Raw genomic sequence first — 19,877 nt, 5'->3', positions numbered from 1 at the left:
GTTTTCAGGACTGGCGACTGACGATGAACTGGGCTGACTGGACCATTCTTGCCATCATAGCGATCTCGACTCTGATGAGCCTCAAACGCGGCTTCGTACGAGAGGCGATCTCTCTGCTGACCTGGGTGACGGCGTTCGTAGTTGCACGTCTTTTTGCCGGCTCTCTGAGTCATCTGCTTGAGGCTTACGTTCAGACGCCCTCACTGCGCTTTGCTGCCGCCTTTGCTATTCTGTTTATCGTTACGCTGATTGCCGGCGCACTGGTGGGTGCCCTGTTTACTGCATTGGTGCAGGCCACGGGGCTTACGGCATCAGACCGGGTGTTGGGCATGGGGTTTGGTGCAGTTCGTGGCGGGTTGGTCGTGGTCGTGATCGTCGCATTGCTGGGCATGACGCCTGCAGTGCAGGATCAATGGTGGCAGGGGTCCCAACTGATTCCCCATTTTGTACTGCTTGAAAGCTGGACCAAAGAGGTCGCCAGCGACGTTGGGCAGGTAATCTGGAATATTGGTCGCTGAGTCTGGAAGTCAGCACCATCCTAAAGCTACATCCTTCTGAGGTGGATTGAATGTGCGGTATCGTCGGCGTAGTTGCCAAGTCGTTTGTTAACCAGACTATTTTTGATGCACTGACGGTGCTTCAGCACCGCGGTCAGGACGCGGCCGGCATGGTTACCTGTGAAGGTGATCGTTTTTTTCTGCGCAAGGATAACGGGCTGGTGAACGAGGTGTTCCGCACCCGTCACATGAAAAAGCTCAACGGCAACATGGGGATTGGTCATGTGCGCTACCCGACAGCCGGCAGCAACAGTTCAGCTGAGGCGCAGCCGTTCTATGTCAACTCCCCCTACGGGATTGCACTGGCGCACAACGGCAATCTGACCAACGCTGACAAACTGGCGGATGAGATTTTCCGTTCCGATCTGCGTCATATTAATACCACCTCAGATTCCGAAGTGCTGCTGAACATTTTTGCCCATGAGCTGCAGCAGATTGGCAAGCTTCAGCCTACGGCCGATGATATCTTCAATGCGGTTGAAAAAGTGCATGCGCGCTGTCAGGGTGGTTATGCGGTGGTGGCAATGATCACCGGGTACGGTATCGTTGCATTTCGTGACCCCTGTGGCATTCGCCCGCTGGTGTATGGCCAGCGCGTAACTGACAAGGGCGAAGAGTACATGGTTGCATCCGAGAGTGTGGCGCTGGACACGTCCGGCTACACGCTGGTGCGTGATTTGGCACCGGGTGAAGCGATCTTCATCGATACTCAGGGACAGGTCTCCACACGTCAGTGCGCACAGGTAAGCCGTGTCGCACCATGTCTGTTCGAATTTGTCTATCTGGCACGTCCTGACTCGATTATTGACGGTGTTTCCGTGCACCATTCCCGTATGGAAATGGGCGTCAAGCTGGCGGAAAAAGTGATGCGCGAACGCCCGGATCATGACATAGATGTGGTCATTCCGATTCCTGACACCAGTCGTACAGCGGCACTGGAAATGGCCAATACGCTTGGCGTCAAGTTCCGTGAAGGCTTTATCAAGAACCGCTATATCGGCCGTACCTTTATCATGCCGGGGCAAACTCTGCGCAAGAAATCCGTGCGTCAGAAGCTGAACCCGATCATGGCTGAATTCCGAGACAAGGTCGTAATGCTGGTAGATGACTCTATCGTGCGTGGTACTACCTCAAAGCAGATCGTTCAGATGGCACGAGATGCCGGTGCCCGCAAGGTCTATTTTGCCTCGGCCGCGCCTGAAGTGCGCTTCCCGAATGTGTATGGTATCGATATGCCTTCCGCCAGTGAACTGATCGCCCATGGCCGTACTGCCGATGAAGTTGGCGAGTATATCGGCTGTGACTGGATGCTGTATCAGGATCTGGATGACCTCAAGAAGTCCGTTACCTGCTTCAACCCGGAAATCACCGAGTTTGATACCTGTGTGTTTGATGGGCGCTATGTCACCGGTACGGTGGACGAGGACTATCTCGCGCGCGTGGATGCGAAGCGAAACGATGGTGCCATGTCGGCGTCTGACCCTTCGGTGGAAGACAGTAACGAGTCGGCTGATCTGCACAGCAAAATCGACTGAGGGACGGGAATGAGCCAGTCTAGATTCGAGCGTGAAGCGCGCATCCAGTTCAGCCCTGAAGGGTATGAGCTTGATACGTTGTCCGTGCGTGCCGGTCAGCACCGTACCGCCGAGGGTGAGCATGGTGATCCGATTTTCACCACCTCCAGTTTTGTTTTCTCAAGTGCCCGTGAGGCTGCCGCCCGTTTTGGTGGTGACGAGGACGGCAATATCTATTCCCGTTTCACCAACCCAACGGTACAGGCGTTCGAAGAGCGAATTGCGGCGCTGGAAGGAGGAGAGCGGGCAGTTGCAACGGCGTCAGGCATGGCAGCGATCCAAAGCTTGGTACTGGCACTGCTGAAACAGGGGGATCATGTTGTCTGCTCGCGCAGCGTATTCGGTTCGACGGTATCCCTGTTCAACAAATACATCAGCCGCGCCGGCATCAGCACAACGTTTGTTGATCCGACCGATGTATCAGCCTGGGAAGCGGCGATTACTCCGACGACACGCCTGCTGTTCATGGAGACACCGTCCAATCCGCTTGCAGAGCTGACAGACATTGCCGCTGTAGCCGAGACTGCTCATCGCAATGATGCGCTGCTGGCCGTTGACAACTGTTTCCTGACGCCGGCATTGCAGCGGCCGTTGCTGCTGGGTGCCGATATCGTCATGCACTCCGCAACCAAGTATCTGGATGGCCAGGGTCGTTGTGTCGGTGGTGTACTGGTGGGACGCGATAAAGAGATGGAAGAGGTGTTTGGCCTGATCCGTACCGGTGGCGCCTGCATGAGCCCGTTCAATGCCTGGGTATTTCTCAAGGGGCTTGAAACCCTGCCGCTGCGGATGCGTGCACATTCCGAGAGCGCGCTGGAAATGGCGAGCTGGCTGCAGCAGCAACCGGGTATTCGCAAGGTCTACTATTCGGGGTTGCCATCACATCCGCAGCATGAGCTGGCCTGTCAACAGCAATCAGCTTTCGGCGGTGTACTTTCGTTCGAGGTTGAAGGCGAGCGTGAAGAGGCTTGGCGTTTTATCGATGCCACGCGCATGGTTTCGATTACCGGCAACCTGGGCGACGTCAAAACTACCATCACCCATCCGGCAACCACAACACATGGGCGCATGAGCGTCGAAGAGCGTGAAGCGGCCGGTGTGCGTGAAGGCCTTATCCGTCTGTCGGTAGGACTGGAGTCTCTGGATGACATCAAGGCCGACATGCAGCTTGGCCTTGACGCGCTGCGTAATTAAATACCTCCGGCTGCGGGCGTTCTGTCCGCGGCCCGTTTCCTGATATCGTACTTGATGAAAATCCTGCTGGCCCCGATGGAGGGCGTTCTCGATCATACCCTGCGAGATATCCTGACGCGTGTTGGCGGCATTGACCTGTGTGTCACCGAATTCATCCGTGTGACCGACCAGTTATTGCCGCAATCCGTGTTTCACCGTCTGGCGCCTGAGCTGGGCGAAGGGAGTGTAACCCCTTCGGGCACTCCGGTGATCGTTCAGTTGCTGGGTAATGATCCGGTGGCGCTGGGTGAAAATGCCGTGCGGGCGGTTGATATGGGGGCTCCCGGCATCGACCTGAATTTCGGCTGTCCGGCGAAGACCGTTAATAAAAGTCGTGGCGGCGCCATTCTGTTGAAAGACCCTGAAGAGGTATATTCAATCACGGCTGGTGTGAGCCGGGCGCTGCACGATCGTGTGCCTCTAACCGCAAAAATGCGGCTCGGTTTTTATGACAAGCTGCTGGCACTGGAGAATGCGCAGGCGTTGGAAGCGGCGGGCGCGCGTCAGATTGTGGTCCATGCGCGGACCAAGGTAGAGGGCTATCGCCCTCCGGCACACTGGGAGTGGATCGCCCGTATTCGTGAATCCGTTTCCATTCCGGTGATTGCCAATGGTGAGGTATGGACGGTGGATGATCACCGGCGCTGCCGCGAGGTCAGCGGCTGTGAGGATGTGATGATCGGTCGTGGCCTGATAGCGAACCCTTTCCTGGCGTTGCAGATCAAGGGACTAAGGGGGCACGAGGCACATGATCGGTGCTGGCCTGAAGTCCTGTGGCTGGTACTTGAGTACCACCGACTGGTCATGCAGCGGATACAGCCCCGCCATGTCCATGGTCGCACCAAGCAGTGGCTGCAGATGATGAAGCGATACTACCCCGAAGCTGAGCTTCTGTTTACCCAACTGCGTACCGAACGTGATGCGCAGGCCATTGAATGCCTGCTTGTCCGAGAATCAGACCGCCTCGGTATCAATCCGGATCGGTAACCGGCATGAGCCCCAGTGGCCATGATCGGCCTCGAATACACCCGGAATGCGGTACTGGCATTGAGTACAGCAGCCGTCAGCCGTCAAATTCCATTCGGTAATACGATAGCCATCACGACAAATCACGGCGCTGGCGCATTGTGGGCACCAGGTTGTATTGCCTTCGGGGTCGGGCAGGTTGCCGGTATAGACAAAGTGCAGGCCCTGCTCAAGTGCGATCTGACGAGCGCGCCGCAGTGTTTCGATGGGTGTTGCCGGATAGTCCAGCATCTTCCAGTCGGGGTGAAAGGCCGTGAAGTGCAGCGGTACATCAGCCCCTAGGTGGGTGAATATCCAGTGGCTTAGCGCCTCCAGTTCCGTGTCACTGTCATTCTCACCCGGTATCAGCAGGGTCGTGATTTCAAGCCAAGTGCTGGTTTCATGGTAGATGTATTCCAGTGTGTCCAGAACCGGCTGTAATTGGCCACCACATATTTTTTCATAAAAGCGTTCGCTGAACGCCTTCAGATCTAGGTTGGCGGCATCCATCACGGTATAGAACTCCTTCCGTGGCTCTGGGCAAACATAGCCCGCAGTGACGGCGACTGAGCGAATGCTCTGTTCATGACAGGCCCTGGCGATATCAATCGCGTATTCGTGAAAGATAACCGGGTCATTGTAGGTGAAGGCAATACTGCGACAACCGTGGTGGGCGGCCGCCGCTGCAAGGTCTGAGGGTGAGGCCTGATCGCACAGCCGGTCGGTTTCCCGTGAGCGCGAAATGTCCCAGTTCTGGCAGAACTTGCAGGCGAGATTGCAACCGGCGGTTCCAAATGAGAGTACGGGGGTGCCAGGCAGGAAGTGGTTCAGTGGCTTTTTCTCGATCGGGTCGATACAGAAACCGCTGGAGCGGCCATAACTGAATAGACGGATCTCACCTTGCTCACGGCCACGAACAAAGCAGAGTCCGCGTTGGCCTTCATTGAGCTGGCAGAAGCGGGGACAAAGGTCGCACTGCACCTTGCCGTTGTCCAGACGGTGCCAATACTGTGTTGGAACACTGGTTTCAGGCTTCATGATCTGCGAATTCACTCTTTATGACTATACTTTGAGCATAGCAAAGCATTTGTGGAGAGAGCTGATGACTGCAGCCATACGCCCGGCAGCGGTTGCTGGAATGTTTTACCCTGCCAGTGCGCCGGCGCTCAGTATGTTAGTGGATGATCTGCTGGAACGTGCAAAGGAACCCGAGCAGTTGCCGCGGCAGCCACGAGCGCTGGTGGTACCGCATGCAGGTCTGGTTTACTCCGGGCCGATAGCAGCACTGGCATATCGTCTGTTACAGCGTGAGTTGCCACGGACACAATGGCGGCGCGTGGTGCTGCTCGGGCCCAACCATCGATTGCCTTTGCGTGGCATGGCGTTGCCTGAAGAGGAGGGTTGGCATACCCCGCTGGGCGATACGCCTTTGGATGTTCCGTTCATGCAGCAGTTGCAGCAGACATTCGACCTCGCAATGCGGTCTGATGTCCATCTGCCGGAGCATTCACTTGAGGTCCAGCTTCCGTTCCTGCAGAGGGTAGCGGCTGGGCTGAAGCTGGTGCCAATACTGGTTGGGCAGACAGAGGCTGATTGGGTCGCACGACTAGTTCAATACCTGTGGCAGGATCCCCATACGCTGGTACTGATCAGCTCGGATTTGAGTCACTATCATTCCTGGCAGGAAGCATGGCGGCTGGATGAGCTAACCACTGAGATGATTCTGGCCAGAGAGCCGCAACTGGGGTCCGAGCAGGCCTGCGGTTGTCATGCGCTGAACGGTCTGTTGCTGGCGGCACGGCAGGAAAAACTGGAACTGAGATGTCTTGGTCAATGCACCTCCGGTGATACGGCCGGTGACAAGACGCAGGTTGTTGGCTATGGAGCTTATGTCTGTTTCTGAATTTACAACCACGCAGCGTTCACAGATGCTGGCGATGGCACGCAATGCCATCACAGCTGTGCTGAATGCAGAGCGGCCAGACCTGCCGTCAGTCGATGCCTTGCCTGACTGGCTAAAACCCATACGGGCCTGCTTTGTCACGCTGGAAAGTCATGATCGCCTGCGGGGATGTATCGGTACTCTGGAGCCGCACAGACCTCTTGGACAGGACATCATACTGAATGCTGTCAGCGCGGCAACGCGAGACTATCGCTTTGACCCTTTGCAGCGGGGTGAGCTCATAAGGGTCAGTCTATCTGTGCTGTCGCCTCTGACGCCACTGTCGGTATCAAGTGAAGCCGAGCTGGTGGCGGTGCTGCAGCCAGAGGTGGATGGGGTGGTCCTGGAAGCGGGTGAGCACCGTGCGACTTTTTTGCCGGTGGTATGGCAAAGCCTCTCAACGCCCGAGGCATTCATATCGGAGTTGAAACGCAAGGCGGGGCTGCCGGGGGATTACTGGTCCGACAATGTACGTATTTGGCGCTATCATACTGACAGCTTCGGTGAGGAGGGGGAGATGCCGGTTGTGGAAACCGGCACCCGCTGATCAGGACTCGCTGCGTTTGGTCGCGAACTGATCCACATCGTTGGTAATGCTGACATCCACTTTGGGTGCGGGGATGCGGAAATCGTACACTCGCTCCCAGCCATCAGCGTCCGGCGCGCGCTCCCATACTGTACCGGCGTTGTACTCGACCAGCTCAGTCAGGGAAGGGTCAATTTCACATACTCTTTCCAGCGGGATCGGGATCAGGTTGATCTGTTCATTTTCCAGAAATTCTTCAGTTTCATACCCGGTGAACATGCGCCAGCCAGTATCGTTCAGATGTTCTGGCACGGTCTTGTACATGAACCGGATCGGCAGCTTTTCCTCCAGCAGCAGACGCGAGACCAGTGCAAGATAGCCGTTCTTGGTCTGGGCTGTTTCATCGGCCTGGCTCAGTGGCTGATCGGGATTGGGTGATTTCATCGGTATGGGCCTTACGCTGTTTCGGGTAGCTTACGCAGTGCGGAGTATAACAGTTCGCCTGCGCCTGTCGGAAATCAGCCGACGAGACAAACGAAAACCCCCGTCACTGGGACGGGGGTTCTGGGGTCGCTTCAGGGGTGACTTACATCACCCCGGTCGGCGCAATCAGGCTTCAACGGTCGGGATGACAGTAGCGGCCTTGGCTACGTAGTTTTCCATCTGATCGAAGTTCAGGTAGCGGTAGATTTCACCCGCCATGCTGTCGATCTTGTTGGCGTAGGCCATGTACTCGTCAACGGTCGGCAGTTTGCCTTCCAGTGCCGCAACGGCAGCCAGCTCGGCAGATGCCAGGTAGACGTTGGCGCCATCACCCAGACGGTTCGGGAAGTTACGCGTAGAAGTGGACACTACGGTGCTCTTCGCAGCAACACGCGCCTGGTTACCCATGCACAGTGAGCAGCCCGGCATTTCCATGCGCGCGCCGGCCTTGCCGAAGATGTTGTAGTAGCCTTCGTCGCTCAGCTGGGCCTGGTCCATTTTGGTCGGCGGGGCGATCCACATGCGAGTCGGGATCGACTTGCCGGAGGACTCCAGCAGTTTACCGGCGGCACGGAAGTGACCGATGTTGGTCATGCAGGAACCGATGAACACTTCATCGATGCTCTGGCCAGCCACTTCAGACAGCAGGCGAGCGTCATCCGGATCGTTCGGAGCACACAGGATCGGCTCCTTGATTTCGGACAGATCGATCTCGATCACTTCAGCGTACTCGGCATCAGCGTCTGCACGCATCAGACTCGGGTTCGCCAGCCACTCTTCCATGCCCTTGATACGACGCTCAATAGTACGTACATCGCCGTAGCCTTCAGCGATCATCCACTTCAGCATGACGATGTTAGAGCGCAAGTACTCGGCAACAGAGTCTTCAGACAGAGTGATGGTGCAGCCTGCAGCAGAACGCTCTGCGGACGCATCAGACAGCTCGAACGCCTGCTCAACAGTCAGTTCTTCCAGGCCTTCGATCTCCAGTACGCGACCAGAGAAAGCGTTCTTCTTGCCAGCCTTTTCTACGGTCAGCAGACCCTGCTTGATGGCGTAGTAAGGAATGGCGTGTACCAGGTCACGCAGAGTGATGCCGGCGTTACGCTTGCCCTTGAAGCGAACCAGGATTGACTCCGGCATATCCAGCGGCATGACACCGGTGGCAGCTGCGAAGGCGACCAGACCTGAACCGGCCGGGAAGGAGATGCCCAGCGGGAAACGGGTATGGGAGTCACCACCGGTACCCACGGTATCCGGCAGCAGCATGCGGTTCAGCCAGGAGTGGATAACGCCGTCACCCGGACGCAGCGATACACCGCCACGGTTCATGATGAAGTCCGGCAGGGTGTGGTGGGTATTCACGTCAACCGGCTTCGGATAGGCTGCGGTGTGGCAGAAAGACTGCATGGTCAGGTCGGCTGAGAAGCCCAGGCATGCCAGGTCTTTCAGTTCGTCACGGGTCATTGGACCGGTGGTGTCCTGAGAGCCAACGGTGGTCATTTTCGGCTCGCAGTACATGCCCGGACGTACGCCGTCCATGCCGCAGGCCTTGCCGACCATTTTCTGAGCCAGAGTAAAGCCCTTGCCTGTGTCAGCTGGCTGTTCCGGCTTGCGGAACAGGTCAAAGCCTTCCAGGCCCAGTGCGGCGCGTGCTTTTTCGGTCAGGCCGCGACCGATGATCAGCGGGATACGACCGCCGGCACGTACTTCGTCCAGCAGCACTTGAGTCTTCAGGCTGAAAGTGCAGATGACTTCATCGGTACCGTGCTTGCATACTTTGCCTTCGTATGGGTACACGTCGATCACGTCACCCATGTTCAGGTTTTCAACCGGCATTTCGATCGGCAGAGCGCCGGCATCTTCCATAGTGTTGTAGAAGATCGGGGCGATCTTGTTACCGAAGCAGTAGCCACCGGCACGCTTGTTCGGCACGAACGGGATGTCGTCGCCGAAGAACCACAGCACGGAGTTGGTAGCAGACTTACGGGAAGAACCGGTACCCACAACGTCACCCACGTAGGCAACAGGGAAGCCTTTGGCTTTTACTTCTTCGATCTGGGCCAACGGGCCTTTCACGCCGGGTTCTTCCGGGTTGATGCCGTCGCGTTCCATCTTCAGCATGGCATTGGCATGCAGCGGGATGTCAGGACGTGACCAGGCATCCGGAGCCGGAGACAGGTCGTCAGTGTTGGTTTCGCCTGGCACCTTGAATACGGTTACGGTGATTTTCTTGGCAACTTCAGGCTTGGAGGTGAACCACTCGCCGTCGGCCCAGGACTGCATTACCTGCTTGGCGTGCGCGTTACCTGCTTCAGCCTTTTCCTGAACATCGTGGAAGGCATCAAACATCAGCAGGGTGTGAGACAGCGCCTTGGCTGCGGTCGGGGCCAGTGCATCAATGTCCAGGCACTCAACCAGCGGTGCGATATTGTAACCGCCGAGCATAGTGCCCAGCAGCTCAACGGCTTTTACCTTGTCGATCAGAGGGGAGGTCGCTTCACCCTTGGCAATCGCAGCCAGGAAGCCAGCCTTGACGTATGCAGCCTGGTCAACCCCCGCCGGAACGCGGTTGGTGATCAGGTCAAGCAGGAACTCTTCTTCGCCTGCAGGCGGGTTTTTCAGCAGCTCGACCAGGGCAGCGGTCTGTTCGGGATCAAGCGGCTTCGGCGGTACGCCTTCTGCAGCGCGTTCTTCTACATGTTTACGATAAGCTTCAAGCACGATATGGCCCTCATCTGTTTTCACCGCCGGACGCCGGAGTGGTACTACTCCACCGACGGCGTATCGACTAGGTATCGAATGGTGATTGGCGAGCGAATTCTAGCGGAAGGGGGTGACAAAGTTAAGATGTGTCGACAATCGTCTTACCAAAGTATAAGAGCACATGGCCTGAAGGGTTCAGGCCGTAAAGCCATTGCAGTCCTGCTGCCAGCACTGATGTCCAGCAAACTTGTCAGGTTTGGCAGGTGAGGCGTTAGCCCAACCTTAGGATCTCGTCCTCGCCCGATACCTGAAACTCGCCTTTTTTGTTATCCAGAACGTTGACCTGGCGACCATCCTGAGTGAGGTACTCCGGAAGCTCCTGTTCCCATTCAGTTCTTTTTTTAAGGCTCCAGGGGGCTCGGTAATGTTGCCGCATCACCAGCATGACAAATCGACCATCTTCACCGTGGGTGGGAAAGCTGCTGTCGTAATACTTGCGCATCTGAAAATACCAATTCTTGTTATTGGGAGGTTGCTGAGACTGAGGCTCGGTGCATGGATAGCACGAGTGCATTTAACCGTAGACCACATAATCAATATGGGCAAATTAAAGAGGACAATATTTTATTCATCTTGGGTATTTTTGATTCAGTTTAAACCGCGAATCAAACAATGGTTTTAATAAAATGTTACCTAAAAAAGACACCGTTTTTAAACGATTGATTGCATTCAAGCCCTGTGATGGCGGTAAAGAGGATGCAGGTGGCGATATCGGGTAGCCCTGTGTATTGAAAAGCTGATTCGATGCTGTTGATGCCGGTCAATAATAGTGAAAGCGGGTTTGAAATCATCTCGAAAGCTAAGTATAACACTCTGATACATTATCTCAGGCAGGAGGTAGCCTTGATGAACTCGGCAGTCAGTCAGGCTGAAGTCGCACAGGAAGAGCGTCCGGTAAATGCTGATTTGCAGTTAAGCAAACTGCAAATCATGTTTAATTTACAGGTCGACAAGCGACTGATCTATGCCGGTACCCAGCCAACTGTTGCACTGCGTTATCTCACGCGGCTAGTCGCCGCACGTCCTCGCACCCTGCGAAACCATATCCGACGGATCTATCTTGCCATTCAGTGTGCTGACAGCGATAGCGTTACCGGTGCATTGATCGACTTGTTGCTGGTTCTGCGTGGCAGAGGGCAATTTCTTGTCAATCGCCTGATTCAACAGGCTGGCCCATTGCTGAAGTCGGAATGCCGGATTGCAATGAACAAGGCCGTCGATACTCGTGACCTCTCTCGTTTGGCAGAGCTTCCACTGGAGCATGCTGTCCTCAGTAATGGACGCTGCATGCAATTCTCCAGGCAGAAACTTCACTGAGCAGTTTTAGAAGGAATGTGCAATGCCGGTCAGTGGTAAGCATTCAATAGGCATTATCGGTTTTGCGGCCAACGAGGCTGCAATGCTTGAGATATTTTTTAACGGCAACAAGGCCAAGGGTTTCCACCTCGTGCCAGCTGAGAGTGCGGAGTCGTTGCTGATTGGGATCAGTGATGCCAGTAGCCGGAAGCAAGTAGAGGGGTGGTTGCGTCAAAATGGCAATCGTCCTTTCATTGCCGTTGTAGACCCTGGTACGGCCGAAAAAGTTAATGGCAAAAGCATTCGCTTGACTCGTCCCTTGAGTATGGGAACCTTGCAGCAGGCGCTGGCTGATCTGCGACTGCAGCTCGACGCGATGTCTACTTCGCCTGCAGTTCAGGCAGCATCGCCTGAGCATCCGCTGGAGAGCCTGCGGGATCAGCGTACAGTCGCCTTTGCAGAGTGGCAGGCGCGCAAGGAGCGAAGCAGTCAGGCACTGAGTGCCTGGAAAGGCGGTAACAGTCAGCGCCAGACTGAAGCGCTTCGCAGTCGTTTCAGTCTTGAGCGGAATGAGTTAAACAGTCTGATTCTGGATGCACAAAATCAGCTCAGGCAGCAACATTCGCAGGCAAATGACTCCAGATCCTCGGCTTTGTCTATGGAAGCGGAGTCACAGGAAACAGAATCCCTGTTGTCTGATGAACTGCAGACACCGCGCATATCGGCCGAGATGATTCAACAGTGTTGCGGTAATCTGCCGGACGTGAATCTTGACTCTGCAACTGAACGTCGGCGTGTGTATTTCAGCCTTGATGGGCTTTTATTGCCCTGGATCATGCGGTGTATTGAGGCGGGCAACGCATCAGGGAAGCCACAACAGGTAGTCGGTGTTCCGGGTGCACTGTTTTACCTGCCTGCGGATAAGGAGTTTTTGGTCACGCTGGACGCTGATCTGCTGCTGCAGTTGACCAGGACTCGATTTGGTTTTGAAGAGATTTCACTGCTCGAGCGGGAGCCGGATGCCGAACTTCCCAAGGGTCGGCGGGTTGCCTCTGACGAGCTGCTTTGGCAGTTGGCATTGTTTACCGCTCGTGGTCGTCTGCCTGACACGCTGTCCGCGGAAGAGCCGCGGTTGCTTAATTCAATTCCTGACTTTGAACGCCTGCTGGAGACGCCTCATGCCCGGAGCATTGCTGAGCTTTGGCAGAGCCAAAGATTGTCAGCCCAGAATATTGCCTCAATGTTAGGTGTGCCTCAGCGCTTTGTGTTTTCGTTCCTTGTGGCAGCGGACGCCATCGGTCTGTACTGTCAATGACCGGAAAAGTGTGTATCACACCATGGATCTTTCGGAGTTAAACCGTGAATCAAGAACAGAATGATACCCCGCGGTATTTTCAGGTGACGCCCAGTGGCGCTTACTACGCGACACTGAACACCGAGCCAGAAGCACTGCGTGCCTTGTTGTTGCAGTTGTTGAGTGCAGATACCCATATTCCGTATCTCAGCTCACTGCTGCAAAAACTGACGGGGATGGGCGAGGCAGAAGCACAGACATTGCTCGATAAGGCTGTGCAACACGGCTTTGTTGATCTACCGCAAAACCCTGAGCCTATCGCTGCTGGCACTATTGAACATCTGTTGCCTGAATATTTACCGCAACTTGCCGATGGTCGTGTGCTGTTGGCAGATGATCAGGGTTTCTGTCTGGGGCAGTCGGGCTTCGGTGCAGAAGAAGCTGAAGCGGTAGCGGGGATGGCAGCAGACTTGGTCTCCATGCATGAGCGCCATCAGGCGCTGCTTGGCAGACACCTTGGTTTCGATGGTTCGTCCTGGGCGCTTGTGGATGCTGTAGGACAAAGTGAGCTGGGTTTTTGGACGCTTCACGTAGGTGAACAGAAATTCCTGCTAATTCTGGAAGGGATGCCTCATTTGAATCGGCAGCCTTTTGTGGACTTGATGTCGGTGCTGATCCGACGCTACCTGGATTACTGATAAAACGGACTGGCCGTTTTATACAGGATTAAAACCAGCGCTAATGGCCTAAAAGGAGACTACCATGCGCTCAGAAATGTTGACTTCCATTCTCAACGATCTCAACGGAACATCTGCAGAAATTGAAGCGTCTGCTGTGATTTCTACAGACGGTCTCGTTATTGATGCTCTCCTGCCTGCCGGTATGGATGAAGACCGAGTTGGTGCAATGAGTGCAGCCATGCTGTCGCTCGGCGAACGTACCTCTCAGGAACTGGCCCGTGGTGAGCTTGAGCAGGTGCTCGTCAAGGGTAAAGAAGGCTATATCCTGATGACTCATGCAAACCCTGAATCGGTGCTGACTGTTGTTGCCAAGACCAATGCGCGATTGGGTCTGATCTTCCTTGATGTCAAGCGCGCTGCAGAGGCTATCGGTAAGATTCTCTGAACCTTGTCAAAGTGCTGGGCGTGCATGGAAACATCAGTTAACTGATATGCACGCTTTTCTATCGGCCTGGAGTGTCTATGTCCGAACAAGATACCGGTGCCACCACAGAGGTGCTGCTCAAATATTTTGATGGCACTGAACGGCTGGCGAAGATCGTGGATCGCGAGGTGCCCTATCCGGATGGCAAATTGATCGTGTCCCGTACTGACCCCCAAGGCATCATTACTCACGCTAACCGTGCATTTATTGAAATGTCGGGTTACACCCGTGAAGAGCTGCTGGGAACCAATCACTATATTCTGCGCCATCCAGACATGCCCGCTGTGGCATTCAAGGACCTTTGGGATACCGTAGCCCAAGGTAAGAAGTGGCAGGGTTATGTGAAAAATCTGCGTAAAGATGGCGCGTATTACTGGGTGAAGGCGACGGTCATCCCGAATATCCGTAATGGCGAGCTGGTCGGCTATACTTCGGTCCGACGCAAGCCATCACGCAGCAAAATCAAAGAAAGCGAAGCCCTCTACGCGACGCTTAGGTAATGGGGTGCTGCGATGACTCTTAATTTATCGGTCAGTCCTGACTTTCCGCCGTCACATCTGTCGGGCTGGTTTATTTTCAACACCTGGCTGCAGCGTCAGTTGGGTGCGGGTGTGCATCTTGAGCTATATGACAGCTTCGAAGCGCAGCGTGAAGACATTCGTAGTGGCAAAATTGATCTGATCTATGCCAACCCCTACGATGCGTCAATGCTGGTGCGTGAGCTGGGTTTTAAAGTGTTGGTGCGACCGCGCAATCTCTCTGATGAAACGCTGATAGCCACGCTGGCATCAGACCCTCGAGAAACGGTCGAAGACCTGGAGTCGGGTATTACCGTTGCAACCACTGCTGACCCTGATGTGCATACAATGGGTATGATCATGCTCGAGTCGGCAGATCTTGATGGCAGTAATGTTACTTTCCTTGAGCTGGACAGTTATGTTTTGGTGGCAAAAGCACTGTTGAACGGCAATGCTGATGTCGGCTTTTTTCTGCAGGCGGGGTTTGACGAACTCTCTGAGCTGATTCGAAAGCAGATGAAGCCTTTGGTTAACAGTCAGATCAGTGTGGTGCATCATACACTGGTGGCCGGTCCCCGAATGGAGCAGCATATCCCGTTGTTGGTTGAGCGTTTGACCAACATGGAACATGATCCAAAGGGTCAGGATGTGCTCAAAAGCATGGGGCTGGATGGATGGGATCAGATGCATGAAGAACAGACAGAGTTCATGATTGATCTCATTGATACGCTGATTGACTGATCCATCGGCTGTCGAGAGAGCGGGGTGCTGTTATAATGCGCCCCGTTTTTATTTGCAGAAACAGGTAATGCTGGATGGACGCCCTGAGCGAAATCAAAGACTTTCTTGGCTGTGAAACTCCGCAGGAGTGGCTTGAACTGGCTGCGAAGCCCGAATCCCAGCTGATTCTGCTCACCGATCACGCTCATTGCGAGAAAAAAGCCGCCTCTACTGCAATGACATTGATGTTCCGTTACGTGGATCGCTCTGATCTGCTGAACAAGATGTCGCGGCTGGCACGGGAAGAGCTGATCCATTTTGAGCAGGTATTGGCGTTGATGGAGGCTCGGGGTCATCGTTATGACCATATGAGTCCTGCGCGCTATGCAGGCGGTTTGCGTACCGGTGTTAGAACGTCAGAACCGGGGCGGTTGATTGATGTATTGATTATTGGGGCGTTTATCGAGGCTCGCTCCTGCGAGCGTTTTGCTGCTTTGGCGCCTTCGCTGGATGATGAGTTGGCAAAATTCTACCGTTCTCTGCTGAAGTCCGAAGGGCGTCACTATCAGGATTATCTGCAGCTTGCACGAGACTATGCAGGTGAGCCGATCGATGATCGTATCGAGTATTTTCGTCAGATAGAGTGCGAGTTGATTCTGGCCGAGGACGACGAGTTTCGCTTCCACAGCGGTCGTCCTTCGGCGGCTCTTACAGCTGCTGCCTGAGTTCGGACTGCAGCTTTTCACCTACGGGTAAGATAAAGGCATACAGGCGGATGCCCTGTGTGTCCATCTCCAAGTACCAGCCCTCTCGGTCCCAGTCTCCCAGCACAATGCGCTCGCCGCGATCACCGTTTTGCCGGTGATGCAGGGCGGGGCGGTGGGTGTGGCCGTGAATGATCAGGTCGACCTGCTCATGCTGCATCAACGCGCTAACGGCAATGGAAGACACATCGGTAATGGTTTCGGTTTTGTTGGCTGTTTCGCTGCGACTGGTTTCACGCAGCTGCTGGGCTATCGCCTCACGCTCGGCAAGAGGTTTGGCGAGAAATGCCTGTTGCCACTTGGGGTCACGCACCATGGTGCGAAACTGCTGATAGTCACGGTCGTCAGTACACAGCTGGTCGCCATGCAGTACCAGAAAAGGACCCTGTTCCGATTCAAGGCGTACCACTTCAGGCAGTAATGTAACCTCAAGGCGTGTAGCGGCTGCCTGGCCGAACAGAAAGTCTCGGTTGCCGTGCTGAAACAGAATACGTGTGCCCAGGGCAGCCAGTTTGCGCAGTGCATGGTAAACCGGCTCAAGATATTCCGGTGCACCATCATCACCCACCCAGGCTTCAAATATATCGCCCAGCAGGTAGAGTTCATCGAACTGCGGTGCCTTTTGCTCAAGCAGTATCACAAACGCCCGGATAATGTCCGGGCGTTTGTGGTGCAGGTGCAGGTCGGCGATAAACAGCCGTCGCATTACTCTTCCGCTTGTTTGATGCTGGCTGACTCAATGACCACGTCTTCAACCGGAACGTCCTGGTGTCCGGCGCGCATGGTAGTGTTGACTGCCTTGATCTTGTTGACCACATCCATGCCATCGACAACCTTACCGAATACGGCGTAACCCCAGCCCTCGGTGGTTTTGGCTGTGTGGTCGAGAAAGGTGTTGTCGGAGATGTTAATGAAGAACTGAGCTGATGCAGAGTGCGGGTCCATGGTGCGGGCCATGGCGATAGTGCCAGTCTGGTTGGACAGGCCGTTATCGGCTTCGTTCTTGATCGGTTCGCGGGTCTCTTTGGAGATCATACCGGGCTCGAAGCCACCACCCTGGATCATGAAACCGTCAATTACGCGGTGAAAAATCACGCCGTCATAGAAGCCATCGCGTACATACTGCTCGAAATTAGCTGCTGTTTCCGGCGCTTTTTCGTGGTCCAGTTCCAGTGTGATGTCGCCGAAATTGGTTTGCAGGATGATCATATCGGTTTCCCTGTTTCTCTTATGTGTAGAGCTATTATACTCAAGTCTTACATCGCTGCATCCACATGATGTCGCTGGCTGCGATTTGAGCCGGTGTCCGCGTGCGTGCAGGGCTGATCTGCGGTTATAATGATCGGCTTCAGTTCCGGCAATCGGCCGGCCTTTTTCAGCTTCGACAAGACATGGATATGACCAGAAACGACAGTCCCAAGCCGAACAACTTTATCCACCAGATTATTGAAGATGATCTCAGCAAAGGCCTGAACGATGGGCAAGTGGTGACTCGATTCCCGCCTGAGCCCAATGGCTATCTTCACATTGGTCATGCCAAGTCGATCTGCCTGAACTTTGGCACGGCACTGCGCTTCAATGGTCGGTGCCAACTGCGTTTCGACGACACCAATCCCGAGAAGGAAAGTCAGGAGTACATCGATTCCATTATCGAAGATGTGCGCTGGCTCGGGTTTGAATGGAGCGGTGAGGTGCGTTACACCTCTGACTATTTCGAGCAGCTGTATGCTTGGGCGATCCATTTGATCAATGAAGGCAAGGCCTATGTGGACAGCCTTAGCGCCCATGAAATGCGTGAGTTCCGTGGCACCTTGACTGAGCCTGGCAAAAACAGTCCCTACCGTGAGCGCAGCATAGAAGAGAACCTGGCCCTGTTCGAAAAGATGCGCAACGGTGATTTCTCGGAGGGTGAGTGTGCCCTGCGTGCGAAAATCGATATGGCTGCACCCAATATGAACATGCGCGACCCGGTGATCTACCGCGTTCGCCACGCTCATCATCATCAGTCCGGTGACAAGTGGTGTATCTACCCCTCCTATGACTTCGCTCACGGTCAGTCCGATGCGATTGAAGGCGTTACGCATTCCATCTGCACACTGGAATTTGAAGATCATCGCCCACTGTATGACTGGTTCATTGAGAATCTGCCGGTTCCGGTCAAGCCGCGTCAGTATGAATTTGCCCGTCTCAACCTGAACTACACCATCACCAGCAAGCGCAAGCTTAAGCTGCTGGTTGACGAAGGGCACGTTAATGGCTGGAACGACCCGCGTATGCCGACCATCTCCGGTATGCGTCGCCGTGGCTTTACACCAGCTTCAATCCGCAATTTCTGCGACATGATCGGTGTAACGCGTTCCAACGGCACGGTTGATATGGGAATGCTGGAAGCGGCTATCCGTGACGATCTGGATGCCAATGCACCCCGGGCCATGTGCGTTATCGATCCGATAAAGGTTACCATCAGCAATCTTGCCGAGGGTGAGCAGGAGTGGTTTGAACTGCCGGCGCATCCCAAGGATGAGTCCATGGGGCTGCGCAAGGTGCCGTTTACCCGCAATCTGCTGATTGAGCGTGAAGACTTTGCTGAGGAAAAACCGAAAAAGTGGAAGCGTCTTGCGCCGGGTGATGCCGTGCGCCTGCGTGGTGCCTATGTGATTACCTGTAACGAGGTGATCAAGAACGAGCAGGGTGAAGTGGTAGAGCTGATCTGCAGCTATGATGCGGCTACCAAGGGTGAAAACCCTACTGGTTACAAGCCTAATGGCGTGATTCACTGGGTGTCGGCTGATAACTCTGTAGCGTGTGAGGTGCGTCTGTATGACCGCCTGTTCACCGAGGCCAACCCCGATGCGGACAAGAATCGTGACTTCCATGAGTTCCTCAATCCCGAGTCGCTCAAGGTTATGGTCAATGCTCGTGCTGAGATCGGACTCAAACATGCAGTGGCTGAAAGTCGCTACCAGTTCGAACGTAATGGCTATTTCTGCGTTGATCCTGACTCCAGTGAACAGCATCTGATCTTCAACCGCACGGTCACCTTGCGAGACTCCTGGGCCAAAATTCAGGCGAAGTGATGTGATTATGCAGGCAAGGATGCGTGTCGGCTCGTTGGCAGCACTGCTCAGTGTAGTGTTGCTGACCAGCTGTGCCAGTCACCCTGTTGCGGGGCCGATCGATTCACTGACGGTAGAGCGGCGAGCCGTGTTGCCGTTGGAGGTGATAGAGTCATCGGGTCTTTCTCAACATCAGGGTCAGCTATGGACCCATAATGACAGCGGTGATAAGCCTCAACTGTACCGCCTTGACCTGATGTCTGGTGAAGTGCTTTCAACCCTGCGTGTACGGGATGCGCTGAACTTTGACTGGGAAGAGATGGCGTATGATGCCGATTGGCTACATGTGCTGGATTGCGGTAACAATCTGGGGCGGCGGGAGTGGATGCAGATCTACTCGATACGTTGGCAGTCACTGCTGCAGGCCTCGGCTGGTAACGAAGTTCCCTCGCGGCTGCTGGAATTCCGCTTTGCCGATGCCGGCAAGTCAGCGGGTGCCTATGCTCATAACAACGACTGTGAAGCCGCCGCCGTGGTCAACGGCAAGGTATGGGTGTTCAGCAAGAACTGGCAGGATCAGCATACCCGAGTATATCAGGTCGATCCGGCAGGGGTGTCACGCCAGGTCGTTGAACCCGTGGGGCGTTACCCGGTCGGTGGTTTGATTACGGCTGCGGACTACGATCCCCGGCGGCAGCGCCTGGTGTTGCTGGGCTATACCAAGGGGCGAATCAGTTCGCGAGCCTTTGTCTGGACGGTGCCTGTCAAAGATAACCTTCCGGACTGGGAGGGGGCTCAATATCACAGTCTTACACCTGCAGGGCAATGGGAGGCTGTTGTCTGGACCCAAGATGGCCTTCTCCTGACCCGTGAGAGCAGCCTGCTGGGTCAGGCCTGGTTGGGTACCGTATCATTGCCATGATCACAGGCCGCTTTCACGCTATAATCCCGTTTTTGCGCTTTCAACTCATTTCAGGTC

Annotated in this window: 21 protein-coding genes; 15 read left to right on the top strand and 6 right to left on the bottom strand. The window is 54.9% G+C overall.

What is annotated here, in order from left to right:
* Positions 1-23: 23 nt before the first annotated feature.
* Genes BLV48_RS03325 through BLV48_RS03310 form a run of 4 tightly spaced genes read left to right on the top strand, consistent with a single transcriptional unit; the run spans position 24 to position 4,351 of the window.
* On the top strand, positions 24-518 hold the full coding sequence (locus BLV48_RS03325; RefSeq protein ID WP_091823082.1) for a CvpA family protein: 495 nt from the start codon (positions 24-26) through the stop codon (positions 516-518).
* Positions 519-568: 50 nt separating this feature from the next.
* Positions 569-2,092 carry an amidophosphoribosyltransferase gene (gene purF / locus BLV48_RS03320; protein ID WP_091823079.1) on the top strand — a complete coding sequence of 508 codons (1,524 nt, stop codon included), beginning with the start codon at positions 569-571 and terminating at the stop codon, positions 2,090-2,092.
* Positions 2,093-2,101: 9 nt separating this feature from the next.
* Positions 2,102-3,325: an O-succinylhomoserine sulfhydrylase gene (locus BLV48_RS03315; RefSeq protein ID WP_091823077.1), complete on the top strand. Its 1,224-nt coding sequence runs from the start codon at positions 2,102-2,104 to the stop codon at positions 3,323-3,325.
* 54 nt (positions 3,326-3,379) lie between these two features.
* A complete protein-coding gene (locus tag BLV48_RS03310; protein WP_091823074.1) occupies positions 3,380-4,351 on the top strand; it encodes a tRNA dihydrouridine synthase in 972 nt (323 codons plus the stop codon).
* Here BLV48_RS03310 and amrS read toward each other — a convergent pair.
* Positions 4,319-5,407: an AmmeMemoRadiSam system radical SAM enzyme gene (amrS, locus tag BLV48_RS03305; protein WP_091823071.1), complete on the bottom strand. Its 1,089-nt coding sequence runs from the start codon at positions 5,405-5,407 to the stop codon at positions 4,319-4,321. The two genes, BLV48_RS03310 and amrS, sit on opposite strands and share 33 nt — an antisense overlap.
* 64 nt (positions 5,408-5,471) lie before the next feature.
* Here amrS and amrB point away from each other — a divergent pair, with 64 nt between their 5' ends.
* Positions 5,472-6,272, top strand: coding sequence for an AmmeMemoRadiSam system protein B (gene amrB / locus BLV48_RS03300; RefSeq protein ID WP_091823068.1), 801 nt, complete (start codon positions 5,472-5,474; stop codon positions 6,270-6,272).
* A complete protein-coding gene (gene amrA / locus BLV48_RS03295; RefSeq protein ID WP_206834355.1) occupies positions 6,259-6,858 on the top strand; it encodes an AmmeMemoRadiSam system protein A in 600 nt (199 codons plus the stop codon). Before amrB ends, amrA begins: the two co-directional genes overlap by 14 nt.
* Here amrA and BLV48_RS03290 read toward each other — a convergent pair whose 3' ends face one another.
* The 3 genes from BLV48_RS03290 to BLV48_RS03280 all read right to left on the bottom strand — a co-directional run bounded on the left by BLV48_RS03290 (position 6,859) and on the right by BLV48_RS03280 (position 10,528).
* On the bottom strand, positions 6,859-7,281 hold the full coding sequence (locus BLV48_RS03290) for a DUF2185 domain-containing protein (protein ID WP_091823064.1): 423 nt from the start codon (positions 7,279-7,281) through the stop codon (positions 6,859-6,861).
* A gap of 165 nt (positions 7,282-7,446) precedes the next feature.
* Positions 7,447-10,044: a bifunctional aconitate hydratase 2/2-methylisocitrate dehydratase gene (acnB, locus tag BLV48_RS03285; RefSeq protein WP_091823800.1), complete on the bottom strand. Its 2,598-nt coding sequence runs from the start codon at positions 10,042-10,044 to the stop codon at positions 7,447-7,449.
* A 253-nt stretch (positions 10,045-10,297) separates the two neighbouring features.
* Entirely contained in the window at positions 10,298-10,528 is a 231-nt protein-coding gene (locus BLV48_RS03280; protein ID WP_091823061.1) for a hypothetical protein, read from the bottom strand.
* 404 nt (positions 10,529-10,932) lie between these two features.
* Here BLV48_RS03280 and BLV48_RS03275 point away from each other — a divergent pair, with 404 nt between their 5' ends.
* The 7 genes from BLV48_RS03275 (at position 10,933) to BLV48_RS03245 (ending at position 15,803) form a co-directional block, all read left to right on the top strand.
* Positions 10,933-11,403, top strand: coding sequence for a hypothetical protein (locus BLV48_RS03275; protein ID WP_139253876.1), 471 nt, complete (start codon positions 10,933-10,935; stop codon positions 11,401-11,403).
* Positions 11,404-11,425: 22 nt separating this feature from the next.
* Positions 11,426-12,697, top strand: coding sequence for a BAR domain-containing protein (locus tag BLV48_RS03270; protein ID WP_091823054.1), 1,272 nt, complete (start codon positions 11,426-11,428; stop codon positions 12,695-12,697).
* 44 nt (positions 12,698-12,741) lie between these two features.
* Positions 12,742-13,374 carry a hypothetical protein gene (locus tag BLV48_RS03265; protein ID WP_242529955.1) on the top strand — a complete coding sequence of 211 codons (633 nt, stop codon included), beginning with the start codon at positions 12,742-12,744 and terminating at the stop codon, positions 13,372-13,374.
* A 64-nt stretch (positions 13,375-13,438) separates the two neighbouring features.
* Positions 13,439-13,801: a roadblock/LC7 domain-containing protein gene (locus tag BLV48_RS03260; RefSeq protein ID WP_091823051.1), complete on the top strand. Its 363-nt coding sequence runs from the start codon at positions 13,439-13,441 to the stop codon at positions 13,799-13,801.
* 77 nt (positions 13,802-13,878) lie between these two features.
* The gene (locus BLV48_RS03255) at positions 13,879-14,340 is read left to right on the top strand and encodes a PAS domain-containing protein (RefSeq protein WP_091823048.1); all 462 of its coding nucleotides are present in this window, start codon (positions 13,879-13,881) and stop codon (positions 14,338-14,340) included.
* A 12-nt stretch (positions 14,341-14,352) separates the two neighbouring features.
* Complete coding sequence (locus BLV48_RS03250) at positions 14,353-15,099, top strand: PhnD/SsuA/transferrin family substrate-binding protein (protein ID WP_091823046.1); 747 nt, start codon at positions 14,353-14,355, stop codon at positions 15,097-15,099.
* Positions 15,100-15,173: 74 nt separating this feature from the next.
* The gene (locus BLV48_RS03245) at positions 15,174-15,803 is read left to right on the top strand and encodes a MiaE family protein (RefSeq protein ID WP_091823043.1); all 630 of its coding nucleotides are present in this window, start codon (positions 15,174-15,176) and stop codon (positions 15,801-15,803) included.
* Here the strand turns inward: BLV48_RS03245 and BLV48_RS03240 are convergent.
* Both BLV48_RS03240 and BLV48_RS03235 read right to left on the bottom strand, forming a co-directional pair.
* Positions 15,787-16,548, bottom strand: coding sequence for a UDP-2,3-diacylglucosamine diphosphatase (locus BLV48_RS03240; RefSeq protein ID WP_091823040.1), 762 nt, complete (start codon positions 16,546-16,548; stop codon positions 15,787-15,789). The genes BLV48_RS03245 and BLV48_RS03240 overlap by 17 nt on opposite strands.
* Entirely contained in the window at positions 16,548-17,051 is a 504-nt protein-coding gene (locus BLV48_RS03235; RefSeq protein WP_091823037.1) for a peptidylprolyl isomerase, read from the bottom strand. Before BLV48_RS03235 ends, BLV48_RS03240 begins: the two co-directional genes overlap by 1 nt.
* Before the next feature lie 188 nt (positions 17,052-17,239).
* Between BLV48_RS03235 and BLV48_RS03230 the strand changes: the two genes are divergently transcribed.
* Positions 17,240-18,919, top strand: a complete 1,680-nt coding sequence (locus BLV48_RS03230; protein WP_091823795.1) for a glutamine--tRNA ligase/YqeY domain fusion protein — start codon at positions 17,240-17,242, stop codon at positions 18,917-18,919.
* A gap of 7 nt (positions 18,920-18,926) precedes the next feature.
* Positions 18,927-19,820 (top strand): hypothetical protein, encoded by an 894-nt coding sequence (locus tag BLV48_RS03225; RefSeq protein ID WP_139253875.1) that lies wholly within the window; start codon positions 18,927-18,929, stop codon positions 19,818-19,820.
* The last annotated feature ends 57 nt before the right edge of the window (positions 19,821-19,877 follow it).

The organism is Marinobacterium iners DSM 11526 (genome assembly GCF_900107855.1).
GTDB lineage: Bacteria > Pseudomonadota > Gammaproteobacteria > Pseudomonadales > Balneatricaceae > Marinobacterium > Marinobacterium iners.
Note: the sequence above shows the minus strand (reverse complement) of the source record. Positions and strands in the feature narration are given on the sequence as shown.